Raw genomic sequence first — 18,555 nt, forward strand, 5'->3', positions numbered from 1 at the left:
CAGGTGAAACTTTCTTCGCGGCGGCTCACGGAGCCACCCAGCGCACAAGGCCGAGGCCGGCAAAGAGGGCCGCCAGGCCCAGCAGGACCGAGCCCACCACGTAGAGGGCCGCGGTTGTCGCGTGGCCGCCTTCATACAGGACACCGGCATCGAGGGAAAAGGAGGAGAAGGTGGTGAAGCCGCCGAGCACGCCAACGCCGAGCAGGAGGCGCAGCTCTCGGGCTCCGACATCCGGCTCGTAGCGCGCGAGGATCGCGACAAGCAGCCCCATGGCGAACGAACCGAGGACGTTCACCGTCAGCGTTCCCCACGGGAAACCCACGCCCATCACCCGGATCGCGGCGACCCCGACCAGGTGGCGCAGGCTCGCGCCGATGCCCCCGCCGATCGCCACGAGCAGAACTTCGCGCATCGTCGACGGGCTCCTGGGCTTGGGGTGGCGGGAGGGCGCCGGTTCCTGGGTTGGCCGGGCTGTGGCGCCTTTCGGGCACGATATCCGGGCTGCCGTCAATTGAAAACGATCGCTGGACGGCAGGACCCGCCCGCTTCGCCAAAACGACGAGCCCGGCCGGGATCAGTCGCCGCCCTGCCGCTTGCGGCGCAACGCCTGCAACCATTCGAGCCGCTCGCCGATCGCAGCCTCCCGGCCATAGGGCGTCGGCCGGTAGAAGGACTGCCGGCCAAGCTCCTCCGGGAAATAATCCTGGCCGGAGAAGGCGTCCGGGGCATCGTGGTCGTACTGGTAGCCTTCGGAATAGCCTTCGCTCTTCATCAGCTTCGTCGGGGCATTCAGGATGTGCCGGGGCGGCAGCAGCGAGCCGCCTTCCTTCGCCACCTTCACGGCCGCCTTGTAGGCCTTGTAGACGGCGTTCGATTTCGGCGCGATGGCCAGGTAAACCGTGGCCTCGGCAAGGGCCAGTTCCCCTTCCGGCGAGCCGAGAAAGTCGTAGGCGTCCTTCGCGGCATTGGTGATGACCAAAGCGTTGGGATCGGCAAGCCCGATGTCCTCTGACGCCATGCGAACCAGTCTTCTGCCGAGGAAGAGCGGGTCCTCGCCGGCGTCCAGCATCCGGCAAAGATAATAGAGCGCCGCATCGGGATCTGAGCCACGCACCGCCTTGTGAAGCGCGGAAATCAGGTTGTAATGGCCGTCGCGCGACTTGTCGTAGATCGGCGCACGGCGCTGGAGGACCGCCTGCAGCGCATCGGCCGTCAGTTCTTCGCCCTCGCCCGCAGCCCGCCAGACCTCTTCCGAAAGCGACAGCGCGGCGCGCCCGTCGCCGTCTGCCATGCGTACGAGGCTCTCCCGGGCGCCGGCATCGAGCGGCAGCGGCCGCCCCTCGGCCGCTTCGGCCGCCACCAGAAGCGACGCGACAGCCTCTCCATTGAGGCTGCGGAAGGTGAGCACCTGCGCCCGAGACAGGAGCGCGGCGTTCAGTTCGAAGGACGGGTTCTCCGTCGTCGCTCCGACGAGAGTAACCGTCCCATCCTCCATCACCGGAAGGAAGGCATCCTGCTGGGCACGGTTGAAGCGGTGGATCTCGTCGACGAAGAGAAGCGTACCCTTGCCCGTGATCCTGCGACCGCGCGCCGCCTCGAACACCTTCTTGAGATCAGCCACGCCGGAGAAGATGGCCGAGATCTGCTCGAAGTGCAGGTCTGTGGCTCCCGCGAGAAGGCGAGCCACCGTGGTTTTGCCGGTGCCGGGCGGTCCCCAGAAGATCATCGAGCCGACGCGGCCGGAGCGCAGCATCCGCGTGAGCGTCCCGTCGGGACCGACGAGGTGCGGCTGCCCCACGACCGCATCCAGCGCTCCAGGACGAAGTCGATCGGCCAGCGGCCGCGGCGCTTCCCGGTCCATACCCGCCGAGGTGAAGAGATCCGCCATCAGTCTGTCGCGCCCGGCTCAGCCGCGGAACGCCATCTGCATCACCCGGCCATCCCGCTCGATGCTCACCCGCCAGACCCGCGGACGTTCGGAGGCCAGGTCCGCAAGGAGGCCGGTCGATTCGATGGCATCGCCGTTCACCTCAACGAGAATATCACCCCGGCGAAGGCCGATCCGGTCTGCTGGCGAACCCGAAGCCACCTCGGCGACGACAACGCCACCATCCTCGACAAAATCGATGCCGACCTCTTCCGCCACAGCGGGCGACAAGTTCATCACGGTCGCCCCGGTAAAGGGCGAATAGCCCTCGATTTCGCGGGTGTCGCGCGGTGTCGTCTCCGGCGGTGCCTCCAGGCTGACCGCGATCGTCAGATCCCGGCCATTGCGCAGCACGCGCATGTCCACCGTGCCATTCACGCCCTTGGTGACGAAGCGGTAGCCGAAGGCATCCGGATCGTCGATGCCCTGCCCCGCGATGGCGAGGATAAGATCGCCGGCTCGGAAGCCGGCATCATCCGCCGGGCTGCCCTCGATGACGCGGGTGATGAGCGCACCGCGGGGGCGGTCGAGGCCGAGCCCGTCCGCAATGTCGCTGGTCACGGCCTGCATGGACGCCCCGAACCAGGGACGTTCGATGCCGCCCCCAGCCAGCGCGGAGTCCACGATCAGGCGGGCCATGTTAGCGGGAATCGCGAAACCGATACCCAGCGACCCGCCCGAGCGGGAATAGATCGCCGTGTTGATGCCGACGAGATGCCCCTTCATGTTGACCAGCGCGCCGCCGGAGTTGCCCGGATTGATGGCCGCGTCGGTCTGGATGAAGAAGCGATAGTCGGTGATGCCGACCTGGGTCCGTGCAAGCGCGGACACGATCCCCTGGGTTACCGTCAGCCCGACGCCGAACGGATCGCCGATCGCCAGCACCAGGTCGCCCACCTCCAGTTCGTCGGAATCGGCGAACTGGATGGTTGGGAACTCTTCGCCGTCCGTATCAAGCTTGAGAACCGCGAGGTCTGTGCGCTCGTCCTTGAGGATCAGCTCCGCGTCGAACTCGCGCCGGTCGGACAGCGAAACTCGGATCTCGTCAGCGTCGTTGATCACGTGGTTGTTCGTCAGAACGACGCCGTCGCTCGACACGATCACGCCGGACCCAAGCGACTTCTGCATCCGTTCGGGCGCCCGATTCCCGCCTCCCTGGCGCGGATCGCCGAAGAAGTGCCGGAAGAAGGGATCGTCGAACAACGGCGACCGGGGTGCGCGGACCTTGCGCGAAGCATAGATGTTCACCACGGCAGGCGCCGCGTTCTTGGCGACAGGGGCGAAGGAAAGCTGGATCTCCGCCTCGCTCTGCGGAACCACCCGCTCCTGGGCGGCAGCGGTCGCCACGATCATGGAGGCGGCGCCCACGAGAGCAACCACGGCGGCAGTGCGCCTGACGTACCGGACAAGGAAACGACCGACTGTGGAAGAAACTTGGGCGCGCAACGGATCACCTTTCCGCATCTTCTGGGGCAGAAAAAATCTTGAATCAGGCTGAGGGAGAGCGCGCAAGGAAAAGGCGCTCACGGTTCCGACAGCACGTCAGCAGGTAAAGCGAAAACCGGGCACCGGAGTGGCAGGTGCGGCACAAACGGAAACGCCCCGCATGACGGATCATGCGGGGCGCGTCATTCTCGGTGCCGGCGGCCGTTGCTGGCCGTCGTCGGACGCCTTACGCGGCCTCTTCCTCAGCCACGAGACGAGCCCGATCGGCCGCGCCGCGTGCTTCCGGATCCCGATCGACGAACTCGATCACTGCGACCGGCGCGCTGTCTCCGTGGCGGTAGCCCGCCTTCATGATCCGGATATAGCCGCCCGGACGGTCCGCCATGCGCGGGCCCAGCGTGTCGAACAGCTTGGTGACGGCCGCGACGTCGCGAACCTGGCTCACCGCCTGGCGACGCGCATGAAGGTCGCCCCGCTTCGCGAGCGTCACGAGACGCTCGACAACCGGGCGGAGTTCCTTCGCCTTCGGCAGGGTGGTGATGATCTGCTCATGCTCGATCAGCGCCGCAGCCATGTTGGCGAACATCGCCTTACGGTGGCTGGACGTCCGGTTGAGCTTGCGGCCACTCTTGCCATGGCGCATGGGTTCACTCCTCGCAACGTGTTCTGGAGGACGACGGCGGACCGGTCAGCCCGCCGGCCGATCCTCAATAGTGATGATCTTCGTAACGCTTGGCCAGCTCTTCGATGTTCTCAGGCGGCCAATTGGTGACTTCCATGCCCAGGTGGAGACCCATCTGGGCGAGGACTTCCTTGATCTCGTTCAGCGACTTGCGGCCGAAGTTCGGAGTACGGAGCATCTCCGCCTCGGTCTTCTGGATCAGGTCGCCGATATAGACGATGTTGTCGTTCTTCAGGCAGTTCGCCGACCGAACCGACAGCTCCAGCTCGTCCACCTTCTTGAGAAGGGCCGGGTTGAAGGCAAGCTCCGGAACGTCCTCGCGGACCTCCGCCTTCTGCGGCTCCTCGAAGTTGACGAAGATCGCCAGCTGGTCCTGAAGGATGCGCGCGGCATAGGCGACGGCATCCTCGGGCGACAGCGATCCGTCGGTCTCGACCGAAAGCGTCAGCTTGTCGAAGTCCAGAACCTGGCCCTCACGGGTGTTCTCGACCTTGTAGGAGACCTTCTTCACCGGCGAGTAGAGGCTGTCGACCGGAATCAGGCCGATCGGGGCGTCCTCGGGACGGTTGCGGTCCGCCGGAACGTAACCTTTGCCGGTGTTGACCGTCAGCTCCATGCGGATGTCGGCGCCCTCGTCCAGCGTGCACAGCACGTGGTCGGGGTTAAGAATCTCCACGTCGCCAACAGTCTGGATGTCGCCGGCGGTCACGACGCCCGGGCCCTGCTTGCGCACGACCATGCGCTTCGGACCCTCGCCCTGCATCTTGACGGCGATTTCCTTGACGTTCAGCACGATGTCCGTGACGTCCTCGCGAACGCCAGCAATCGAGGAGAACTCGTGCAGCACGCCGTCGATCTGGACGGACGTGACCGCAGCACCCTGCAGGGACGACAACAGAACCCGGCGCAGCGCGTTGCCGAGCGTCAGGCCGAAGCCGCGCTCCAGCGGCTCTGCCACGAGCGTGGCGGTCCGGCCAGGCTCGTAGCCGGCCTTCACGTCAAGCTTGTTCGGCTTGATGAGCTCCTGCCAATTCTTCTGAATGATCACCGTCGCACCTTTTCGCTTGTCCGATGGCGACCCCGACGGACCGGGGTCGCCATGCCCGCCTGAGCGGGAATTTGTACGGGTCGGGCCGGAACCGGCCGATGACCCCAGGCGAGGATCACACGCGCCGACGCTTGCGCGGACGGCAGCCGTTGTGCGGGATCGGGGTCACATCGCGGATCGATGTGATGGTGAACCCGGCGGACTGCAGGGCACGCAGCGCCGACTCACGACCGGAACCGGGCCCGGTCACCTCGACCTCGAGGGTGCGCATGCCATGCTCGCTGGCCTTGCGCGCGGCGTCCTCGGCGGCGACCTGCGCGGCATAGGGCGTCGACTTGCGCGAACCCTTGAAGCCCATTGCACCGGCCGACGACCAGGAAATCGCATTGCCCTGGGCATCGGTGATGGTGACGATCGTGTTGTTGAACGATGCGTTCACGTGGGCCACGCCCGACGTGATGTTCTTGCGTTCACGCCGGCGAACCCGCGTCGTGTCCTTCGCCATTTTGGTCTTCCTTGTTCGATCTCGACACCGCCGTAATCCCGGCGGCTCCACCGGATCGGCGCAATCGCCAGCCTCCGTCGAGGAGGCGGCGGCGTTCGCGCCGATTGGTCAGATGTTATTTCTTCTTGCCAGCGATGGCCTTGGCCGGGCCCTTCCGGGTCCGTGCGTTGGTGTGGGTCCGCTGCCCCCGCACCGGCAGGCCGCGACGGTGGCGCAGGCCGCGGTAGCAGCCCAGGTCCATCAGCCGCTTGATGTTCATCGCCGTCTCGCGACGGAGATCACCCTCGACCAGATAGTCGCGATCGATCACCTCGCGGATGTGAAGGACTTCGGCGTCCGACAGCTCGTTCACGCGACGCTCGGCGGCGACGTTGGCCTTCTCGGCGATCTCGCGGGCCTTCGCCTCGCCGATGCCGTGGATGTACTGGAGCGCGATGACGACGCGCTTGTTCGTCGGAATGTTGACGCCTGCAATGCGGGCCACGCTTGTCTCTCCTTCGTTCTCGAGGTCCGGGCTCGAGATGTCTCTTGTCTTCCCGGCACGACGGCCGGACTGGGGCCCCGCATTGGTGGGCCAAATGCAAAAAGCCGCCGCTCAGGTCACCTTCCGGTTCCCGGCGCCGATCCCCTCGCGGATATCCGATTGGACCGGCTTAGTAGCGGATGCGAAACGGTGCCGTCAAGCGGCGTGATTCCGGGCTGACCGGACCGTCCGCTAGCCGACCTCGACAAAGATGCGGTCGATCTCGGACGAGACCTCCTCGATCGCAGCCATCCCGTTGACCTGCTTCAGCAATCCCTTCTCGCGGTAGAACTGCGCGAGCGGGGCAGTCTGGGCCCGGTAAACGTCGAGCCGTTTCTTCAGGGCGTCCGCGTTGTCGTCGGAGCGGACATTGTCCCCGCTCTCCGCGGCACGCTTCTTGACCCTGTCGAGCAGGGCATCCTCGTCCACGACCAGCTCGATCACGACATCGAGTTGCAGCCGCTTGCGCTCCAGGAGCGCATCCAGAGCCTCAGCCTGGGGAACGGTCCGCGGGAAGCCATCGAGGATGAAACCGTTTCCGCAATCCGGCTCGTCGAGCCGCTCGGAGACGATCTGGACCACCACCTCGTCAGGCACCAGCTCGCCCGCATCCATAAGGGCCTTGGCCCTGAGACCGATCGGCGTCTCGGCCTTAACGGCGGCCCTCAGCATGTCGCCAGTGGACAGCTGAACCAGGTTGTGCTGATCGACGAGCTTCTGGGCCTGCGTACCCTTGCCGGCCCCCGGAGGTCCGAGGAGGATCAGTCTCATCGCCGCCTGCCCCTTAGCTTGGCTTTCTTCACGAGCCCTTCGTACTGGTGGGCGAGCAGATGGCCCTGTACCTGTGCGACGGTGTCCATCGTGACGCTCACCACGATCAGCAGCGAGGTGCCACCGAAGTAGAAGGGAACGGCCGTCGCGGAGATCAAGAACTCAGGCAAGAGGCAGACGATCACCAGGTAGATCGCCCCGACCACCGTGATCCGCGTCAGCACGTAGTCGATATACTCGGCGGTCCGCTCGCCGGGCCGAATGCCCGGAATGTAGCCGCCATGCTTCTTCAGATTGTCGGCCGTGTCCGCCGGATTGAACACGATCGCCGTGTAGAAGAAGGCGAAGAAGATGATCAGCGCCGCGTAGATGACCATGAACAGCGGCTGGCCGTGGCCGAGCAGCGACGTCATGGTCGTCACCCAGCCAGGGCCTGTTCCGGCCGAGAAGCTGGTCAACGTCGCCGGCACCAGCAACAGCGACGACGCGAAGATCGGCGGGATCACGCCGGAGGTGTTGAGCTTCAGGGGCAGATGCGAGGATTCGCCCTGGAACACCCGGTTGCCCACCTGGCGCTTGGGATACTGGATCAGCAGCCGCCTCTGGGCGCGCTCCATGTAGACGATGAACGCGATCACGACGACGGCCAACACGATCACTCCGAGGATGATCGCCGTTGGCAACGCCCCCTCGCGGCCCAGCTCGAGCATTCCGGCAAGCGCGCTCGGCAGGCCGGCAACGATGCCGGAGAAGATGATCAGCGAAATGCCGTTGCCGACGCCGCGGGCGGTGATCTGCTCGCCCAGCCACATCAGGAACACGGTACCGCCGACCAGGGTCACCACGGTCGTAGCCCGGAAGAACCAGCCCGGATCGGTGACGATCGAACCCGCGCCCTCAAGACCCACGGCAATGCCGTAAGCCTGGAAGATCGCCAGCACCACGGTACCGTACCGGGTGTACTGGTTGATCATCTTCCGGCCCTGCTCGCCCTCCTTCTTCAGCTGTTCCAGCCGCGGCACGACCGTGGTCAGGAGCTGAATGATAATGGAGGCGGAGATGTAGGGCATGATGCCCAGGGCAAAGATCGCCATGCGCCCAACCGCGCCGCCCGCGAACATGTTGAACATGCCGAGGAGACCGGTGGAGGCCTGGTTAAACGCCTGAGCCAGCGCCGCCGGATCGATACCCGGCAGCGGGACGTAGGTGCCCGCGCGGTAGACGATCAGTGCGCCGAGGGTAAACCAGATCCGCTTCTTGAGCTCCTCCGCCTTTGCGAAGGCGGAGAAGTTCAGATTGGACGCGAGTTGTTCGGCAGCCGATACCATGGAGCGTTCCGGATCAGGAGAGTGCGCGGGAGGACGATCGCGGCAATCAGTCCGCCGGCTTGTCCTGCGACTTGATCTCGACCTTCCCGCCGGCTTTTTCAACCGCCTTGACGGCCGACTGCGACGCTCCGTCCACAACCAGGGTCACGCCGGCCTTGATCTCGCCGTCGCCAAGAAGGCGGACACCGTCCTTCGCGCGGCGGCAAACGCCGGCGGTGACCAGGGCCGCGATGTCGATCGGCGCCTTCGCGTCGAGCTTGCCCGCATCGATCGCGGTCTGCACGCGGCCGACGGAGACCTCGTTCCAGTCCTTGGCGAAGATGTTGGTGAAGCCGCGCTTCGGCAGGCGACGATGCAGCGGCATCTGGCCGCCCTCGAAGCCCTTGATCGCCACACCGGTACGGGACTTCTGGCCCTTCACGCCGCGACCGGCGGTCTTGCCCTTGCCCGAGCCGATACCGCGACCGACGCGCTTGCGATCCTTCACGGATCCCGGATTGTCGCTGATCTCGTTCAGCTTCATGGCCGTCTCCTTGAGCACAATCCGGCGCGGCGCTCTGGTCGGCCGGATGCGCACTAAACCAAATTTTCGTGAGCCTTATTCGACAACGCGAACGAGGTGACTCACCTTTGCGATCATGCCGCGCACGGCGGGAGTGTCCTCCAGCGTGCGCCGGCGGTGCATCTTGTTGAGGCCGAGACCGACGAGCGTCGCCCGCTGGTCGGCAGGACGGCGAATCGGGCTGCCAATCTGCTCGACCGTAACGGTCTTGCCGGAGGTTGCCTTCTTCTCGGCCTTAACGGCCGGCTTCTTCGTCGCCGGCTTCTTCGCCGCGGTTTCCGCGTCAGCCTTGGCGGCGGCCGGCTTGGCAGCTGCCTTGCTGGCAGCCGGCTTCTTGGCGGCCGCGGGCTTCGCCTTCGGCGCCGTTTCGGCGGTCTCCGCCTCGTCGGTGGTCTTCGGTGCCTTTGCCATTCAACTCTCCAACGGCCAGCCGCGCGTCACAACCGCGCTGCGGCGCTGCCAATTCCAGACGGGTGCCTCAGGCGTCCGCGGCGGCGTCGGCGTCGACATCGCGACGACGGGCCTGCAGGGAGGCAACCTTGATGCCGCGACGGGCCGCGACAGAGCGCGGGCTGTCTTCGGTCTTGAGCCCTTCGAACGCGGCGCGAACCATGTTGTAGGGGTTGGACGACCCCAGCGACTTGGCCACGACGTCCTGGACGCCCAGGGTCTCGAACACGGCACGCATCGGACCGCCGGCGATGATGCCGGTACCGGCCGGAGCGGCCCGCATGACGACGCGGCCGGCGCCCCAGCGCCCGTTCACGTCGTGATGCAGCGTACGACCCTCGCGCAGCGGCACCCGGATCATGCTGCGCTTGGCAGCTTCCGTCGCCTTGCGGATCGCTTCCGGCACTTCGCGCGCCTTGCCGTGACCAAAGCCGACCCGGCCCTTCTGGTCGCCGACGACCACGAGCGCCGCAAAGCCGAAGCGGCGGCCGCCCTTGACCACCTTGGCCACACGATTGATGTGGACGAGCTTGTCGACGAATTCGCTGTCGCGCTCGTCGCGATTATCCCGCGCCATGTTCTTCATCCTTCCGTCAGTTGGTCCGGCTCGCGCGGATACTTAGAATTCCAGCCCGCCCTCGCGGGCGGCATCGGCCAGTGCCTTGACCCGGCCGTGGTAGATGTAGCCGCCGCGGTCGAACACGACCTTGGACACGCCCGCCTTCTTGGCGCGCTCGGCGATCAGGCGCCCGACCTCTGCCGCAGCCGCGGTATCGGCACCCGTCTTCAGGGACCCGCGAAGATCCTTGTCGAGCGTCGAGGCGGCGGCAACCGTGTTGCCGGCGGCATCGTCGATCACCTGCACGTAGATGTGCTTGGACGAACGGAACACACTCAGCCGCGGCCGCCCGTTGGCGGCCGACCGGATGGTGCGACGGACCCGCATCGTACGGCGGTTCGTCCGGCTCAGACCCTTGGCCATCGTCGTCGTCCTTACTTCTTCTTGCCTTCTTTGCGGATGATCTGCTCTTCCGCAAACTTCACGCCCTTGCCCTTGTAGGGCTCCGGCGGACGGAACTCGCGAATCTCCGCGGCGACCTGGCCAACACGCTGCTTCTCGATGCCGTTGACGACGATTTCCGTCGGCTTCGGACACTGGATCTGGATCCCTTCCGGGATCGGATACAGCACTTCGTGCGAGAAGCCGAGGGCCAGCTGCAGATTCTTGCCCTGGATGGAGGCGCGATAGCCGACACCGTTGATCTCGAGCTTGCGCTCGAAGCCATCGGTGACGCCCTGCACCAGGTTGGCGATCATCGAGCGGGACAGACCCCACATCGAGCGCGCCTTCTTGCTCTCGTCGACCGGGGTCACCGTGATGCCGTCCTCACCCTCCGACAGGGTAACGACGTCCGGCACCGTGAAGGACAGCTCGCCCTTCGGCCCCTTCACGATGACGGTCTGGCCGTCGATCTTCGCCGTGACGCCCTTTGGAAGCGCAACCGGCCTTTTACCTACACGTGACATCCCAAAACTCCTCGAGACCCCGCCTGTCTTCCGCGACCGATGCCGCTAGAAGACCTGGCAGAGAATCTCTCCGCCGAGATTGCGCTCGCGTGCAACATGATCGCTCATGACGCCCTGCGACGTGGACAGAATGGACACACCGAGACCATTCGCGACCCGCGGCAACGTCGCCACGGAGGAATAGACCCGACGTCCCGGCTTGGAGATCCGCTGGATCTTCTTGATCGCCGGCTCGCCGTCGAAATATTTCAGCTCGATATCGATCTCAGAGCGACCGTTCTCGTGCTCCGTGACGGTGTAGCCACGGATGTAACCTTCGCTCTGAAGAACCTCGAGCACGTTCATCCGCAGGCGGGAGCCCGGCGTCTGAAGGCTCGACTTGTTGCGCATCGCCGCGTTGCGGATGCGGGTGATCATGTCCCCAAGGGGATCCGTCATCGCCATCGGGGCGTCTCCTTACCAGCTCGACTTCACGAGGCCAGGGATCTGGCCCTGGGCGCCAAGCTCGCGCAGCGCCACACGCGACATCTTGAGCTTGCGATAATAAGCGCGCGGACGACCGGTGACCTCACAGCGGTTGACCACGCGGGTCTTTGCGGAGTTCCGCGGCATCTCGGCGAGCTTCAGCTGCGCAGCGAACCGCTCCTCCATCGAGAGCGACTGATCGCGCGCGACCGACTTCAACCGTTCACGCTTGTCGGCGAGCTGCTTGGCGAGCCGAATGCGCTTCTTGTTGTTCTCGATCTTACCTTTTTTGGCCATCTCGTTCGTCCCTTCTTCCGTCCGTTACTTGCGGAACGGAAAGTTCAACCCGCGCAGCAGCTCGCGTGCCTCGTCGTCCGTCGGCGCCGTGGTGCAGACGATGATGTCCATACCCCAGATCTGGTCGACCTTGTCGTACACGATTTCCGGGAACACGATGTGTTCCTTGAGGCCCATCGCGAAGTTGCCCCGACCATCGAAGCTCTTCGGATTCAGGCCGCGGAAGTCCCGCACGCGCGGCAGCGCGATCGTCACCAGGCGATCGATAAACTCGTACATACGCTCGCGGCGCAGGGTCACCTTGCAGCCGATCGGCATCTCTTCGCGGACCTTGAAGCCCGCGATGGAGTTCTTCGCCCGGGTGATCACCGGCTTCTGGCCGGTGATGATCGCCAGGTCGTTGGCGGCGGACTGGACCTTCTTGGAGTCCCCGACCGCTTCGCCGACACCCATGTTGATCACGACCTTGTCCAGCCGCGGCACTTGCATGGTGTTGGAGTAGTTGAACTGCTCCTGAAGCGCGGCGCGAACCTGTTCGCGATAGATCGTCTTGGTGCGCGGCTCAAAGTCCGCCTCGAGAGCCTCAGCCATCGATCTTGTCTCCAGAGCGCTTGGCGAAGCGAACCTTCGTGCCGTCGTTCTCGATCCGGAAGCCCACGCGCGTCGCCTTGCCGTCGGTCGGATCGGCGAGCGCGATGTTGGACATGTGGATCGACGCTTCCTTGGCGATGATCCCGCCTTCCTGCGCCGGCGTCTGCTTCTGGTGCTTGCGCACCACGTTGACGCCGCGCACGACGGCGCGGTTTTCCTGCGGAAGGACACGCACGACCTCGCCGGTCTTGCCCTTGTCCCGTCCGGTCGTGACGATGACGGTATCGCCCTTCTTGATGCGCGCGGCCATTACAACACCTCCGGCGCGAGCGAAATGATCTTCATGTGGTTGCGTGCCCGGAGCTCGCGCGGGACTGGCCCGAAAATACGCGTGCCCACCGGCTCCTTGTTGTTGTTGACCAGGACGGCCGCGTTGCGGTCGAACCGGATGACGCTGCCGTCGGGACGGCGGATATCCTTGGCGGTGCGAACGACGACGGCCTTCATGACGTCACCCTTCTTCACGCGACCGCGCGGGCTCGCCTCCTTGACGGAGACGACTATGATGTCGCCGACCGATGCGTACTTGCGCTTCGATCCGCCGAGCACCTTGATGCACATGACGCGGCGCGCACCGGAATTGTCGGCCACGTCCAGGTTGGTCTGCATCTGAATCATGCTGAGCCGCCTATTATCTCTCTTCTCGCCGCACCCTTGGTGGCGGAGCGCGCTCGGTTGACCCCAGGGGTCAGCCGGCGACGATCTCGCCCGAAGGCGTCAGAGCGCCAATGACACTCCACCGCTTGTTCTTCGACAGCGGACGCGTCTCTTCGATCACAACCCGGTCGCCCGTCTTGAACGCATTCGCCTCGTCGTGGGCGTGATAGCGTTTGGACCGGCGGACGGTCTTCTTCAGGAGCGGGTGAGTGAAGCGACGCTCCACACGCACAACGACAGTCTTGTCGTTCTTGTCGCTTACGACGACGCCCCGCAGAACTCGTTTCGGCATCTTCTTCTTCCCGTCAGCTCGCCGAGGCCTTGCGGCGCTCACCGAGGACCGTCTTGATCCGAGCGATGTCGCGGCGAATCTGCCGGACACGCGCGGTGTTCTCGAGCTGGCCCGTCGCCCGCTGGAAGCGCAGGTTGAACTGCTCCTTCTTCAGCTTGGCGAGCTGATCCAGCAACTCGTCGGCGGATTTCGCCTTCACGTCCGCGGCCTTCATGCCAATTCTCCTCGCTACTCGGCGATGCGCTGCACGAACCGCGTCTTGACCGGCAGCTTCGCGGCGCCGAGCCGCAGCGCCTCGCGCGCGATGTCCTCGGCGACGCCGTCGATCTCGAACATGATCCGACCCGGATGAACACGCGCCGCCCAGTATTCCGGCGAGCCCTTGCCCTTACCCATGCGGACTTCGGTCGGCTTCTGCGAAACCGGCACGTCCGGGAAGATCCGGATCCACACGCGGCCCTGGCGCTTCATGTGGCGGGTGATCGCGCGGCGAGCCGCCTCGATCTGCCGCGCCGTCACGCGCTCCGGCTCCTGGGCCTTCAGGCCGTAGGCTCCGAAGTTCAGCGCCGTTCCGCCCTTAGCCGTGCCGTGGATCCGGCCCTTGTGCTGCTTGCGGAATTTGGTTCGTTTCGGTTGCAGCATTTGTCTGCTCTCGTTCTCTCAAAGTCCGCCAGCGTCAGCCGTCGTTGCGACGACGCCCGCCGCCACCACCGCTCTCGGCCGCTTCCGTCAGCCGGCGCTCGGACGCCATCGGGTCGTGCTCAAGGATCTCGCCCTTGAAGATCCAGACCTTCACGCCGCAGGTGCCGTAGGCCGTCTTGGCCGTGGCCGTACCGTAGTCGATGTCGGCGCGCAGCGTGTGCAGCGGAACGCGACCCTCGCGATACCACTCCGTCCGCGCGATCTCCGCACCACCGAGCCGGCCGGCACAGTTGATCCGGATGCCCTCGGCGCCGAGGCGCATCGCCGACTGAACCGCCCGCTTCATCGCCCGGCGGAACGCAACGCGGCGCTCCAGCTGCTGGGCGATCGACAGCGCGACCAGCGTGGCGTCGATCTCCGGCTTGCGCACCTCGACGATGTTGATGTGCACCTCCGAAGAGGTCATCTCGCCGATCTTCTTGCGCAGACGGTCGATATCGGCGCCCTTCTTGCCGATGACAACCCCCGGACGCGCCGTATGCAGCGTCACGCGGCACTTCTTGTGCGGGCGCTCGATCACGATCTTGGAAACCGCGGCCTGCTTCAGTTCCTTCAGCAGGAAGGTGCGGATCTTCAGATCCTCGTGAAGCAGCTGGCCGTAGTCGCCGCCATCGGCGAACCAGCGCGAATCCCAGGTCCGGTTGATGCCGAGACGCAGGCCGATCGGATTGACTTTGTGACCCATCAGGCCGCCTCCTCGACTTCACGCACAACGATGGTCAGATGCGAGAAGGTCTTCTCGATCCGGCCGGCGCGGCCACGGCCGCGGGCGTGGAACCGCTTCATCACAAGCGCCTTGCCCACGTAGGCCTCCGACACCACCAGGGAGTCGACGTCCAGGTCGTGGTTGTTCTCCGCGTTGGCGATCGCGGACTCGAGCGCCTTGCGCACGTCCTTCGCAATCCGCTTGCGCGAAAATTCCAGATCGGCGAGCGCGGTCGCGGCCTTCTTGCCACGGATCAGCTGCGCGACGAGGTTCAGCTTCTGAGGGCTGACCTTGAGCCGTCGCACCACGGCACGCGCCTCGGTGTCGCCGAGCACCCGTTCCCGGGAGGGCTTGCCCATCGTTATTTCCTCTTCGCCTTCTTGTCGGCCCCGTGGCCATAGTAGGTCCGCGTCGGCGCGAACTCGCCGAACTTGTGACCCACCATGTCCTCGCTCACGAGGACCGGAATGTGCTTCTGCCCGTTGTAGACCCCGAACGTGAGGCCGACGAACTGCGGCAGGATGGTCGACCGACGCGACCAGATCTTGATCACTTCGTTCCGGCCCGAGGACCGGGACTTCTCTGCCTTCTTCAGCAGGAAGCCATCAACGAAGGGGCCTTTCCAAACAGAGCGCGCCACGGGTCTGTCCTCTTATTTCTTGCGGGCGTGACGGCTGCGGACAATGTACTTGTCCGTCGCCTTGTTCTGCCGCGTACGCTTGCCCTTGGTCGGCTTGCCCCACGGGGTGACCGGATGACGGCCACCGGACGTGCGGCCTTCGCCGCCGCCGTGCGGATGATCAACCGGGTTCATGGCCACGCCACGGGTCTGCGGACGACGGCCAAGCCAGCGCGAGCGGCCCGCCTTCGACATGTTCGTGTTCGAGTGGTCCGGGTTCGACACGGCACCGACGGTGGCCATGCACGTTCCCAGAACCCGACGCTGTTCGCCGGACGACAGCCGGATCACCGTGTAACCCTGGTCGCGACCCACGATCTGAGCGTAGGTACCGGCCGACCGGGCCATCTGGCCACCCTTTTTCGGCTTCATCTCCACGTTGTGCACGATCGTGCCAACGGGGATGGCCGAAAGCGGCATCGCGTTACCCGGCTTCACGTCAGCCTGACGGCTGGCAATGACAGCATCACCCTCGGCCAGGCGCTGCGGCGCCAGAATGTAGGCGAGCTCGCCGTCCTCGTAACGGATCAGCGCCAGGAAAGCCGACCGATTCGGATCGTACTCGAGGCGCTCGACCGTCGCCGGGACGTCGAACTTCTGCCGCTTGAAGTCCACCTTGCGGTAGGTCCGCTTGTGACCGCCACCGCGATGGCGCGACGTCTTGCGGCCGACATTGTTGCGGCCACCCGACTTCGACAGGCCTTCGGTTAGCGTCTTCACCGGCTTGCCCTTCCACAAGCCGGACCGCTCGACGATCACGAGCTGGCGCTGGCCGGGGGAAGTAGGACGGTAGGTCTTAAGTGCCATTGTCTAATGCCCTTCCCGTCTCAAAGTCCGGTCGACACGTCGATCGACTGGCCTTCGGCCAGCGTCACGATCGCGCGCTTCACGTCGGACTGGCGGCCGGCGATACCGCGGAACCGCTTGGTCTTGCCCTTGCGAACCTGGGTGTTCACCCCGGTCACCTTGACCTTGAACAGCGCCTCGACGGCGGCCTTGATCTCCGGCTTCGTCGCCGTGCGGGCCACCTTGAAGACGACCTGATTGTGCTCGGAGAGCGCGGTCGACTTTTCGGTGATCACCGGGCTGCGGATGATGTCGAAATGCTTCAGGTCGCTCATTTGAACCGCTCCTCAAGGCTTTCGACGGCCGCCTTCGTCAGGACCAGCGTGTCCCGGCGCAGGATGTCGTAGACGTTCAGCCCCGCCACCTGGATCAGATCCAGATACGGAATGTTCTGCGCCGCCTTCACGAAGGCGTCGTTGCGCTCGGCGCCATCAACCACCAGCGCGTTGGTCAGGCCGAGACCGGCCAGCTTTTCGCGCACCGCCTTGGTCTTCGCCTCGTCGGCCGCCGCCTGCGCGATGACAACAATCTTGCCATCGCGAGCCTTGGCCGACAGGGCATGCTTCAGGCCGAGCGCACGAACCTTCTTGGGAAGGTCGTGAGCGTGGCTGCGAACCACCGGACCGAACGCCTTGCCGCCACCGCGGAACTGTGGAGCAGCCCGATCGGCGTGACGGGCCCGGCCGGTGCCCTTCTGCTTGTACATCTTCTTGCCCGTAGCGTTGATCTCGCCACGGGTTTTCGTCTTGTGGGTGCCAGCCTGGCGCTTCGCCAGCTGCCAGCGAACCACGCGCTGCACCAGATCCTGGCGCGGCTCCAGACCGAAGATCGCGTCGGAAACGGAGATCGTGCCGTCCGAACCGCCCTCGAGCGTTTTGACGTCGAAATCCATCACCCGTTCTCCTTGCCCGCGGTGTCTTCCGCACCGGTCTCGGCCGGAGCGGCATCCACCACCTCAGCCGGCGGGATGTCCGCGGCGTCGTCCGAACCGTCGGACGGCAGGCGGAACGCGCCAGGGGTCGGAACCTCGTCCGGCAGCTTCTTCTTCACGGCGTCGCGCACCAGGATCCAACCGCCCTTGGCGCCCGGAACCGCACCCTGAACCATGATCAGGCCGCGCTCGGGATCCGTGCGCACAACCTTCAGGTTCTGGGTGGTGACGCGAACGTCGCCCATGTGACCCGCCATCTTCTTGTTTTTGAAGACGCGGCCCGGGTCCTGATTCTGACCCGTGGAACCGTGCGAGCGGTGCGAGATCGACACACCATGGCTGGCGCGCAGGCCGCCGAAGTTGTGCCGCTTCATGGCACCGGCGAATCCCTTACCGATCGACGTGCCGCTCACGTCAACGAACTGTCCGGCCACGAAGTGGTCCGCGGTCAGCTCCGCACCGACGGCGATGACATTGTCCGGGGAAACCCGGCACTCGACAACCGTCCGCTTGGGCTCGACCTTGGCCACCGCGAAATGCCCGCGCATCGCCCGGGGAGTGTTCTTCGCCTTGGCGAAGCCCGCTCCGAGCTGGAGGGCGGTGTAGCCGTCTTTCTCTTCGGTCCGGTGTGCCACAACCTGGCACGACTCCACGCGCAACACGGTCACCGGCACATGTTCGCCAGCCTCCGTGTAGACCCGGGTCATCCCGACCTTCTGTGCAATCACTGCAGAGCGCATAGCCGCGCCTCTCGTCCCTCTGGCTCGTCGCTTAGAGCTTGATCTCGACATCCACACCGGCCGCAAGGTCGAGCTTCATAAGAGCATCGACGGTCTGCGGGGTGGGATCGATGATGTCCAAAAGCCGCTTGTGCGTGCGGATCTCGAACTGCTCACGACTCTTCTTGTCGATATGCGGCGAGCGGTTGACCGTATATTTCTCGATACGGGTCGGAAGCGGCACTGGGCCGCGCACCTGGGCGCCCGTCCGCTTCGCCGTGTGCACGATCTCCTTGGTGGAGGTATCGAGCACTCGGTGGTCGAACGCTTTCAAACGGATGCGAATGTTCTGGCCGTTCATGTTCTTTCGCGCCTGTTAAGCCCGCATCGGGAAATGGAGCGGGCGCGCCGACGGGATGCGGCGCGCCCGCGAAACTATGGCTCGGTCTAGTCGAGGATTGCTGCGACGACGCCTGCACCGACGGTGCGGCCGCCTTCGCGGATGGCGAAGCGGAGCTTCTCTTCCATCGCGATCGGAACGATCAGCTCGACATTGATCTCCACGTTGTCGCCCGGCATCACCATTTCGGTGCCGTCCGGAAGCGTCACCACGCCCGTCACGTCCGTCGTGCGGAAGTAGAACTGCGGCCGGTAGTTCGTGAAGAACGGCGTGTGGCGGCCACCCTCTTCCTTCGTCAGGATGTAAGCCTCAGCCTTGAACTTGCGGTGCGGCGTCACCGAGCCCGGCTTGCACAGCACCTGGCCGCGCTCGACGTTCTCGCGGTCGATGCCGCGCAGAAGCGCGCCGATGTTGTCGCCAGCCTGGCCCTGGTCCAGCAGC

30 protein-coding genes and 1 pseudogene are annotated in these 18,555 nt (G+C 65.1%); all 31 read right to left on the reverse strand.

What is annotated here, in order from left to right; all coding sequences use genetic code 11:
* Positions 1 to 25 precede the first annotated feature (25 nt).
* The gene (gene crcB / locus C507_RS0107895; protein ID WP_018699137.1) at positions 26 to 412 is read right to left on the reverse strand and encodes a fluoride efflux transporter CrcB; all 387 of its coding nucleotides are present in this window, start codon (positions 410 to 412) and stop codon (positions 26 to 28) included.
* A gap of 162 nt (positions 413 to 574) precedes the next feature.
* The gene (locus C507_RS0107900; RefSeq protein ID WP_018699138.1) at positions 575 to 1,888 is read right to left on the reverse strand and encodes a replication-associated recombination protein A; all 1,314 of its coding nucleotides are present in this window, start codon (positions 1,886 to 1,888) and stop codon (positions 575 to 577) included.
* Positions 1,889 to 1,906: 18 nt separating this feature from the next.
* Positions 1,907 to 3,307 (reverse strand): DegQ family serine endoprotease, encoded by a 1,401-nt coding sequence (locus C507_RS0107905; protein ID WP_018699139.1) that lies wholly within the window; start codon positions 3,305 to 3,307, stop codon positions 1,907 to 1,909.
* A 292-nt stretch (positions 3,308 to 3,599) separates the two neighbouring features.
* A complete protein-coding gene (gene rplQ / locus C507_RS0107910) occupies positions 3,600 to 4,016 on the reverse strand; it encodes a 50S ribosomal protein L17 (RefSeq protein ID WP_018699140.1) in 417 nt (138 codons plus the stop codon).
* 64 nt (positions 4,017 to 4,080) lie between these two features.
* Positions 4,081 to 5,100 carry a DNA-directed RNA polymerase subunit alpha gene (locus C507_RS0107915; RefSeq protein ID WP_156829226.1) on the reverse strand — a complete coding sequence of 340 codons (1,020 nt, stop codon included), beginning with the start codon at positions 5,098 to 5,100 and terminating at the stop codon, positions 4,081 to 4,083.
* 118 nt (positions 5,101 to 5,218) lie between these two features.
* On the reverse strand, positions 5,219 to 5,608 hold the full coding sequence (gene rpsK, locus C507_RS0107920; protein ID WP_018699142.1) for a 30S ribosomal protein S11: 390 nt from the start codon (positions 5,606 to 5,608) through the stop codon (positions 5,219 to 5,221).
* 115 nt (positions 5,609 to 5,723) lie between these two features.
* A complete protein-coding gene (gene rpsM / locus C507_RS0107925; RefSeq protein ID WP_018699143.1) occupies positions 5,724 to 6,092 on the reverse strand; it encodes a 30S ribosomal protein S13 in 369 nt (122 codons plus the stop codon).
* A gap of 231 nt (positions 6,093 to 6,323) precedes the next feature.
* Positions 6,324 to 6,902 carry an adenylate kinase gene (locus C507_RS0107930; protein ID WP_018699144.1) on the reverse strand — a complete coding sequence of 193 codons (579 nt, stop codon included), beginning with the start codon at positions 6,900 to 6,902 and terminating at the stop codon, positions 6,324 to 6,326.
* Positions 6,899 to 8,230, reverse strand: coding sequence for a preprotein translocase subunit SecY (gene secY, locus C507_RS0107935; RefSeq protein WP_018699145.1), 1,332 nt, complete (start codon positions 8,228 to 8,230; stop codon positions 6,899 to 6,901). Before secY ends, C507_RS0107930 begins: the two co-directional genes overlap by 4 nt.
* 46 nt (positions 8,231 to 8,276) lie before the next feature.
* Positions 8,277 to 8,753: a 50S ribosomal protein L15 gene (gene rplO, locus C507_RS0107940; protein ID WP_018699146.1), complete on the reverse strand. Its 477-nt coding sequence runs from the start codon at positions 8,751 to 8,753 to the stop codon at positions 8,277 to 8,279.
* Between the two features lie 75 nt (positions 8,754 to 8,828).
* Positions 8,829 to 9,026, reverse strand: a pseudogene (gene rpmD, locus C507_RS23350) (50S ribosomal protein L30); the annotation flags it as partial.
* Between the two features lie 244 nt (positions 9,027 to 9,270).
* Positions 9,271 to 9,828, reverse strand: coding sequence for a 30S ribosomal protein S5 (rpsE, locus tag C507_RS0107950; protein ID WP_018699148.1), 558 nt, complete (start codon positions 9,826 to 9,828; stop codon positions 9,271 to 9,273).
* A 33-nt stretch (positions 9,829 to 9,861) separates the two neighbouring features.
* Positions 9,862 to 10,224: a 50S ribosomal protein L18 gene (rplR, locus tag C507_RS0107955; protein WP_018699149.1), complete on the reverse strand. Its 363-nt coding sequence runs from the start codon at positions 10,222 to 10,224 to the stop codon at positions 9,862 to 9,864.
* An 11-nt stretch (positions 10,225 to 10,235) separates the two neighbouring features.
* A complete protein-coding gene (gene rplF, locus C507_RS0107960) occupies positions 10,236 to 10,769 on the reverse strand; it encodes a 50S ribosomal protein L6 (protein ID WP_018699150.1) in 534 nt (177 codons plus the stop codon).
* Between the two features lie 45 nt (positions 10,770 to 10,814).
* Positions 10,815 to 11,213 (reverse strand): 30S ribosomal protein S8, encoded by a 399-nt coding sequence (rpsH, locus tag C507_RS0107965; protein WP_018699151.1) that lies wholly within the window; start codon positions 11,211 to 11,213, stop codon positions 10,815 to 10,817.
* 12 nt (positions 11,214 to 11,225) lie between these two features.
* Positions 11,226 to 11,531 (reverse strand): 30S ribosomal protein S14, encoded by a 306-nt coding sequence (rpsN, locus tag C507_RS0107970; RefSeq protein ID WP_018699152.1) that lies wholly within the window; start codon positions 11,529 to 11,531, stop codon positions 11,226 to 11,228.
* A gap of 24 nt (positions 11,532 to 11,555) precedes the next feature.
* The gene (rplE, locus tag C507_RS0107975; protein ID WP_018699153.1) at positions 11,556 to 12,122 is read right to left on the reverse strand and encodes a 50S ribosomal protein L5; all 567 of its coding nucleotides are present in this window, start codon (positions 12,120 to 12,122) and stop codon (positions 11,556 to 11,558) included.
* Positions 12,115 to 12,432, reverse strand: coding sequence for a 50S ribosomal protein L24 (gene rplX / locus C507_RS0107980; RefSeq protein ID WP_018699154.1), 318 nt, complete (start codon positions 12,430 to 12,432; stop codon positions 12,115 to 12,117). The genes rplE and rplX overlap by 8 nt, the downstream gene beginning before the upstream one ends.
* Entirely contained in the window at positions 12,432 to 12,800 is a 369-nt protein-coding gene (rplN, locus tag C507_RS0107985; protein ID WP_018699155.1) for a 50S ribosomal protein L14, read from the reverse strand. Before rplN ends, rplX begins: the two co-directional genes overlap by 1 nt.
* A gap of 70 nt (positions 12,801 to 12,870) precedes the next feature.
* The gene (gene rpsQ, locus C507_RS0107990; protein ID WP_018699156.1) at positions 12,871 to 13,131 is read right to left on the reverse strand and encodes a 30S ribosomal protein S17; all 261 of its coding nucleotides are present in this window, start codon (positions 13,129 to 13,131) and stop codon (positions 12,871 to 12,873) included.
* A gap of 13 nt (positions 13,132 to 13,144) precedes the next feature.
* Positions 13,145 to 13,345, reverse strand: a complete 201-nt coding sequence (rpmC, locus tag C507_RS0107995) for a 50S ribosomal protein L29 (RefSeq protein ID WP_018699157.1) — start codon at positions 13,343 to 13,345, stop codon at positions 13,145 to 13,147.
* A gap of 14 nt (positions 13,346 to 13,359) precedes the next feature.
* The gene (rplP, locus tag C507_RS0108000; RefSeq protein ID WP_018699158.1) at positions 13,360 to 13,773 is read right to left on the reverse strand and encodes a 50S ribosomal protein L16; all 414 of its coding nucleotides are present in this window, start codon (positions 13,771 to 13,773) and stop codon (positions 13,360 to 13,362) included.
* Between the two features lie 34 nt (positions 13,774 to 13,807).
* On the reverse strand, positions 13,808 to 14,518 hold the full coding sequence (rpsC, locus tag C507_RS0108005) for a 30S ribosomal protein S3 (protein WP_018699159.1): 711 nt from the start codon (positions 14,516 to 14,518) through the stop codon (positions 13,808 to 13,810).
* A complete protein-coding gene (rplV, locus tag C507_RS0108010) occupies positions 14,518 to 14,898 on the reverse strand; it encodes a 50S ribosomal protein L22 (RefSeq protein WP_018699160.1) in 381 nt (126 codons plus the stop codon). The genes rpsC and rplV overlap by 1 nt, the downstream gene beginning before the upstream one ends.
* A gap of 2 nt (positions 14,899 to 14,900) precedes the next feature.
* Entirely contained in the window at positions 14,901 to 15,179 is a 279-nt protein-coding gene (gene rpsS / locus C507_RS0108015) for a 30S ribosomal protein S19 (RefSeq protein ID WP_018699161.1), read from the reverse strand.
* 12 nt (positions 15,180 to 15,191) lie between these two features.
* Complete coding sequence (rplB, locus tag C507_RS0108020; RefSeq protein ID WP_018699162.1) at positions 15,192 to 16,025, reverse strand: 50S ribosomal protein L2; 834 nt, start codon at positions 16,023 to 16,025, stop codon at positions 15,192 to 15,194.
* Positions 16,026 to 16,045: 20 nt separating this feature from the next.
* The gene (locus C507_RS0108025; RefSeq protein ID WP_018699163.1) at positions 16,046 to 16,339 is read right to left on the reverse strand and encodes a 50S ribosomal protein L23; all 294 of its coding nucleotides are present in this window, start codon (positions 16,337 to 16,339) and stop codon (positions 16,046 to 16,048) included.
* The gene (rplD, locus tag C507_RS0108030; protein WP_018699164.1) at positions 16,336 to 16,956 is read right to left on the reverse strand and encodes a 50S ribosomal protein L4; all 621 of its coding nucleotides are present in this window, start codon (positions 16,954 to 16,956) and stop codon (positions 16,336 to 16,338) included. Before rplD ends, C507_RS0108025 begins: the two co-directional genes overlap by 4 nt.
* Complete coding sequence (gene rplC / locus C507_RS0108035) at positions 16,956 to 17,735, reverse strand: 50S ribosomal protein L3 (RefSeq protein ID WP_018699165.1); 780 nt, start codon at positions 17,733 to 17,735, stop codon at positions 16,956 to 16,958. Before rplC ends, rplD begins: the two co-directional genes overlap by 1 nt.
* Before the next feature lie 31 nt (positions 17,736 to 17,766).
* A complete protein-coding gene (gene rpsJ / locus C507_RS0108040) occupies positions 17,767 to 18,075 on the reverse strand; it encodes a 30S ribosomal protein S10 (protein ID WP_018699166.1) in 309 nt (102 codons plus the stop codon).
* Between the two features lie 86 nt (positions 18,076 to 18,161).
* A partial coding sequence (locus C507_RS0108045) for an EF-Tu C-terminal domain-related protein (RefSeq protein WP_018699167.1) occupies positions 18,162 to 18,555 on the reverse strand: 394 nt, incomplete at its 5' end.

Source organism: Amorphus coralli DSM 19760 (assembly GCF_000374525.1).
Classification (GTDB): domain Bacteria; phylum Pseudomonadota; class Alphaproteobacteria; order Rhizobiales; family Amorphaceae; genus Amorphus; species Amorphus coralli.

Bases quoted from the DNA above. Each gene is read 5' to 3' on its own strand.
- crcB (WP_018699137.1), bottom strand. From the start codon at position 412: ATGCGCGAAGTTCTGCTCGTGGCGATCGGCGGGGGCATCGGCGCGAGC.
- rplE (WP_018699153.1), bottom strand. From the start codon at position 12,122: ATGGCTGAGGCTCTCGAGGCGGACTTTGAGCCGCGCACCAAGACGATC.
- rpsQ (WP_018699156.1), bottom strand. From the start codon at position 13,131: ATGCCGAAACGAGTTCTGCGGGGCGTCGTCGTAAGCGACAAGAACGAC.
- C507_RS0107900 (WP_018699138.1), bottom strand. From the start codon at position 1,888: ATGGCGGATCTCTTCACCTCGGCGGGTATGGACCGGGAAGCGCCGCGG.
- rpsE (WP_018699148.1), bottom strand. From the start codon at position 9,828: ATGAAGAACATGGCGCGGGATAATCGCGACGAGCGCGACAGCGAATTC.
- rplN (WP_018699155.1), bottom strand. From the start codon at position 12,800: ATGATTCAGATGCAGACCAACCTGGACGTGGCCGACAATTCCGGTGCG.
- C507_RS0108025 (WP_018699163.1), bottom strand. From the start codon at position 16,339: ATGAGCGACCTGAAGCATTTCGACATCATCCGCAGCCCGGTGATCACC.
- rplD (WP_018699164.1), bottom strand. From the start codon at position 16,956: ATGGATTTCGACGTCAAAACGCTCGAGGGCGGTTCGGACGGCACGATC.
- rplV (WP_018699160.1), bottom strand. From the start codon at position 14,898: ATGGGCAAGCCCTCCCGGGAACGGGTGCTCGGCGACACCGAGGCGCGT.
- rplQ (WP_018699140.1), bottom strand. From the start codon at position 4,016: ATGCGCCATGGCAAGAGTGGCCGCAAGCTCAACCGGACGTCCAGCCAC.
- rpsC (WP_018699159.1), bottom strand. From the start codon at position 14,518: ATGGGTCACAAAGTCAATCCGATCGGCCTGCGTCTCGGCATCAACCGG.
- rpsK (WP_018699142.1), bottom strand. From the start codon at position 5,608: ATGGCGAAGGACACGACGCGGGTTCGCCGGCGTGAACGCAAGAACATC.
- rpsJ (WP_018699166.1), bottom strand. From the start codon at position 18,075: ATGAACGGCCAGAACATTCGCATCCGTTTGAAAGCGTTCGACCACCGA.
- rplO (WP_018699146.1), bottom strand. From the start codon at position 8,753: ATGAAGCTGAACGAGATCAGCGACAATCCGGGATCCGTGAAGGATCGC.
- rplP (WP_018699158.1), bottom strand. From the start codon at position 13,773: ATGCTGCAACCGAAACGAACCAAATTCCGCAAGCAGCACAAGGGCCGG.
- C507_RS0107930 (WP_018699144.1), bottom strand. From the start codon at position 6,902: ATGAGACTGATCCTCCTCGGACCTCCGGGGGCCGGCAAGGGTACGCAG.
- rplX (WP_018699154.1), bottom strand. From the start codon at position 12,432: ATGGCCGCGCGCATCAAGAAGGGCGATACCGTCATCGTCACGACCGGA.
- rpsN (WP_018699152.1), bottom strand. From the start codon at position 11,531: ATGGCCAAAAAAGGTAAGATCGAGAACAACAAGAAGCGCATTCGGCTC.
- rpsH (WP_018699151.1), bottom strand. From the start codon at position 11,213: ATGGCGATGACGGATCCCCTTGGGGACATGATCACCCGCATCCGCAAC.
- rpmC (WP_018699157.1), bottom strand. From the start codon at position 13,345: ATGAAGGCCGCGGACGTGAAGGCGAAATCCGCCGACGAGTTGCTGGAT.
- rplR (WP_018699149.1), bottom strand. From the start codon at position 10,224: ATGGCCAAGGGTCTGAGCCGGACGAACCGCCGTACGATGCGGGTCCGT.
- rplC (WP_018699165.1), bottom strand. From the start codon at position 17,735: ATGCGCTCTGCAGTGATTGCACAGAAGGTCGGGATGACCCGGGTCTAC.
- secY (WP_018699145.1), bottom strand. From the start codon at position 8,230: ATGGTATCGGCTGCCGAACAACTCGCGTCCAATCTGAACTTCTCCGCC.
- rplF (WP_018699150.1), bottom strand. From the start codon at position 10,769: ATGTCACGTGTAGGTAAAAGGCCGGTTGCGCTTCCAAAGGGCGTCACG.
- rplB (WP_018699162.1), bottom strand. From the start codon at position 16,025: ATGGCACTTAAGACCTACCGTCCTACTTCCCCCGGCCAGCGCCAGCTC.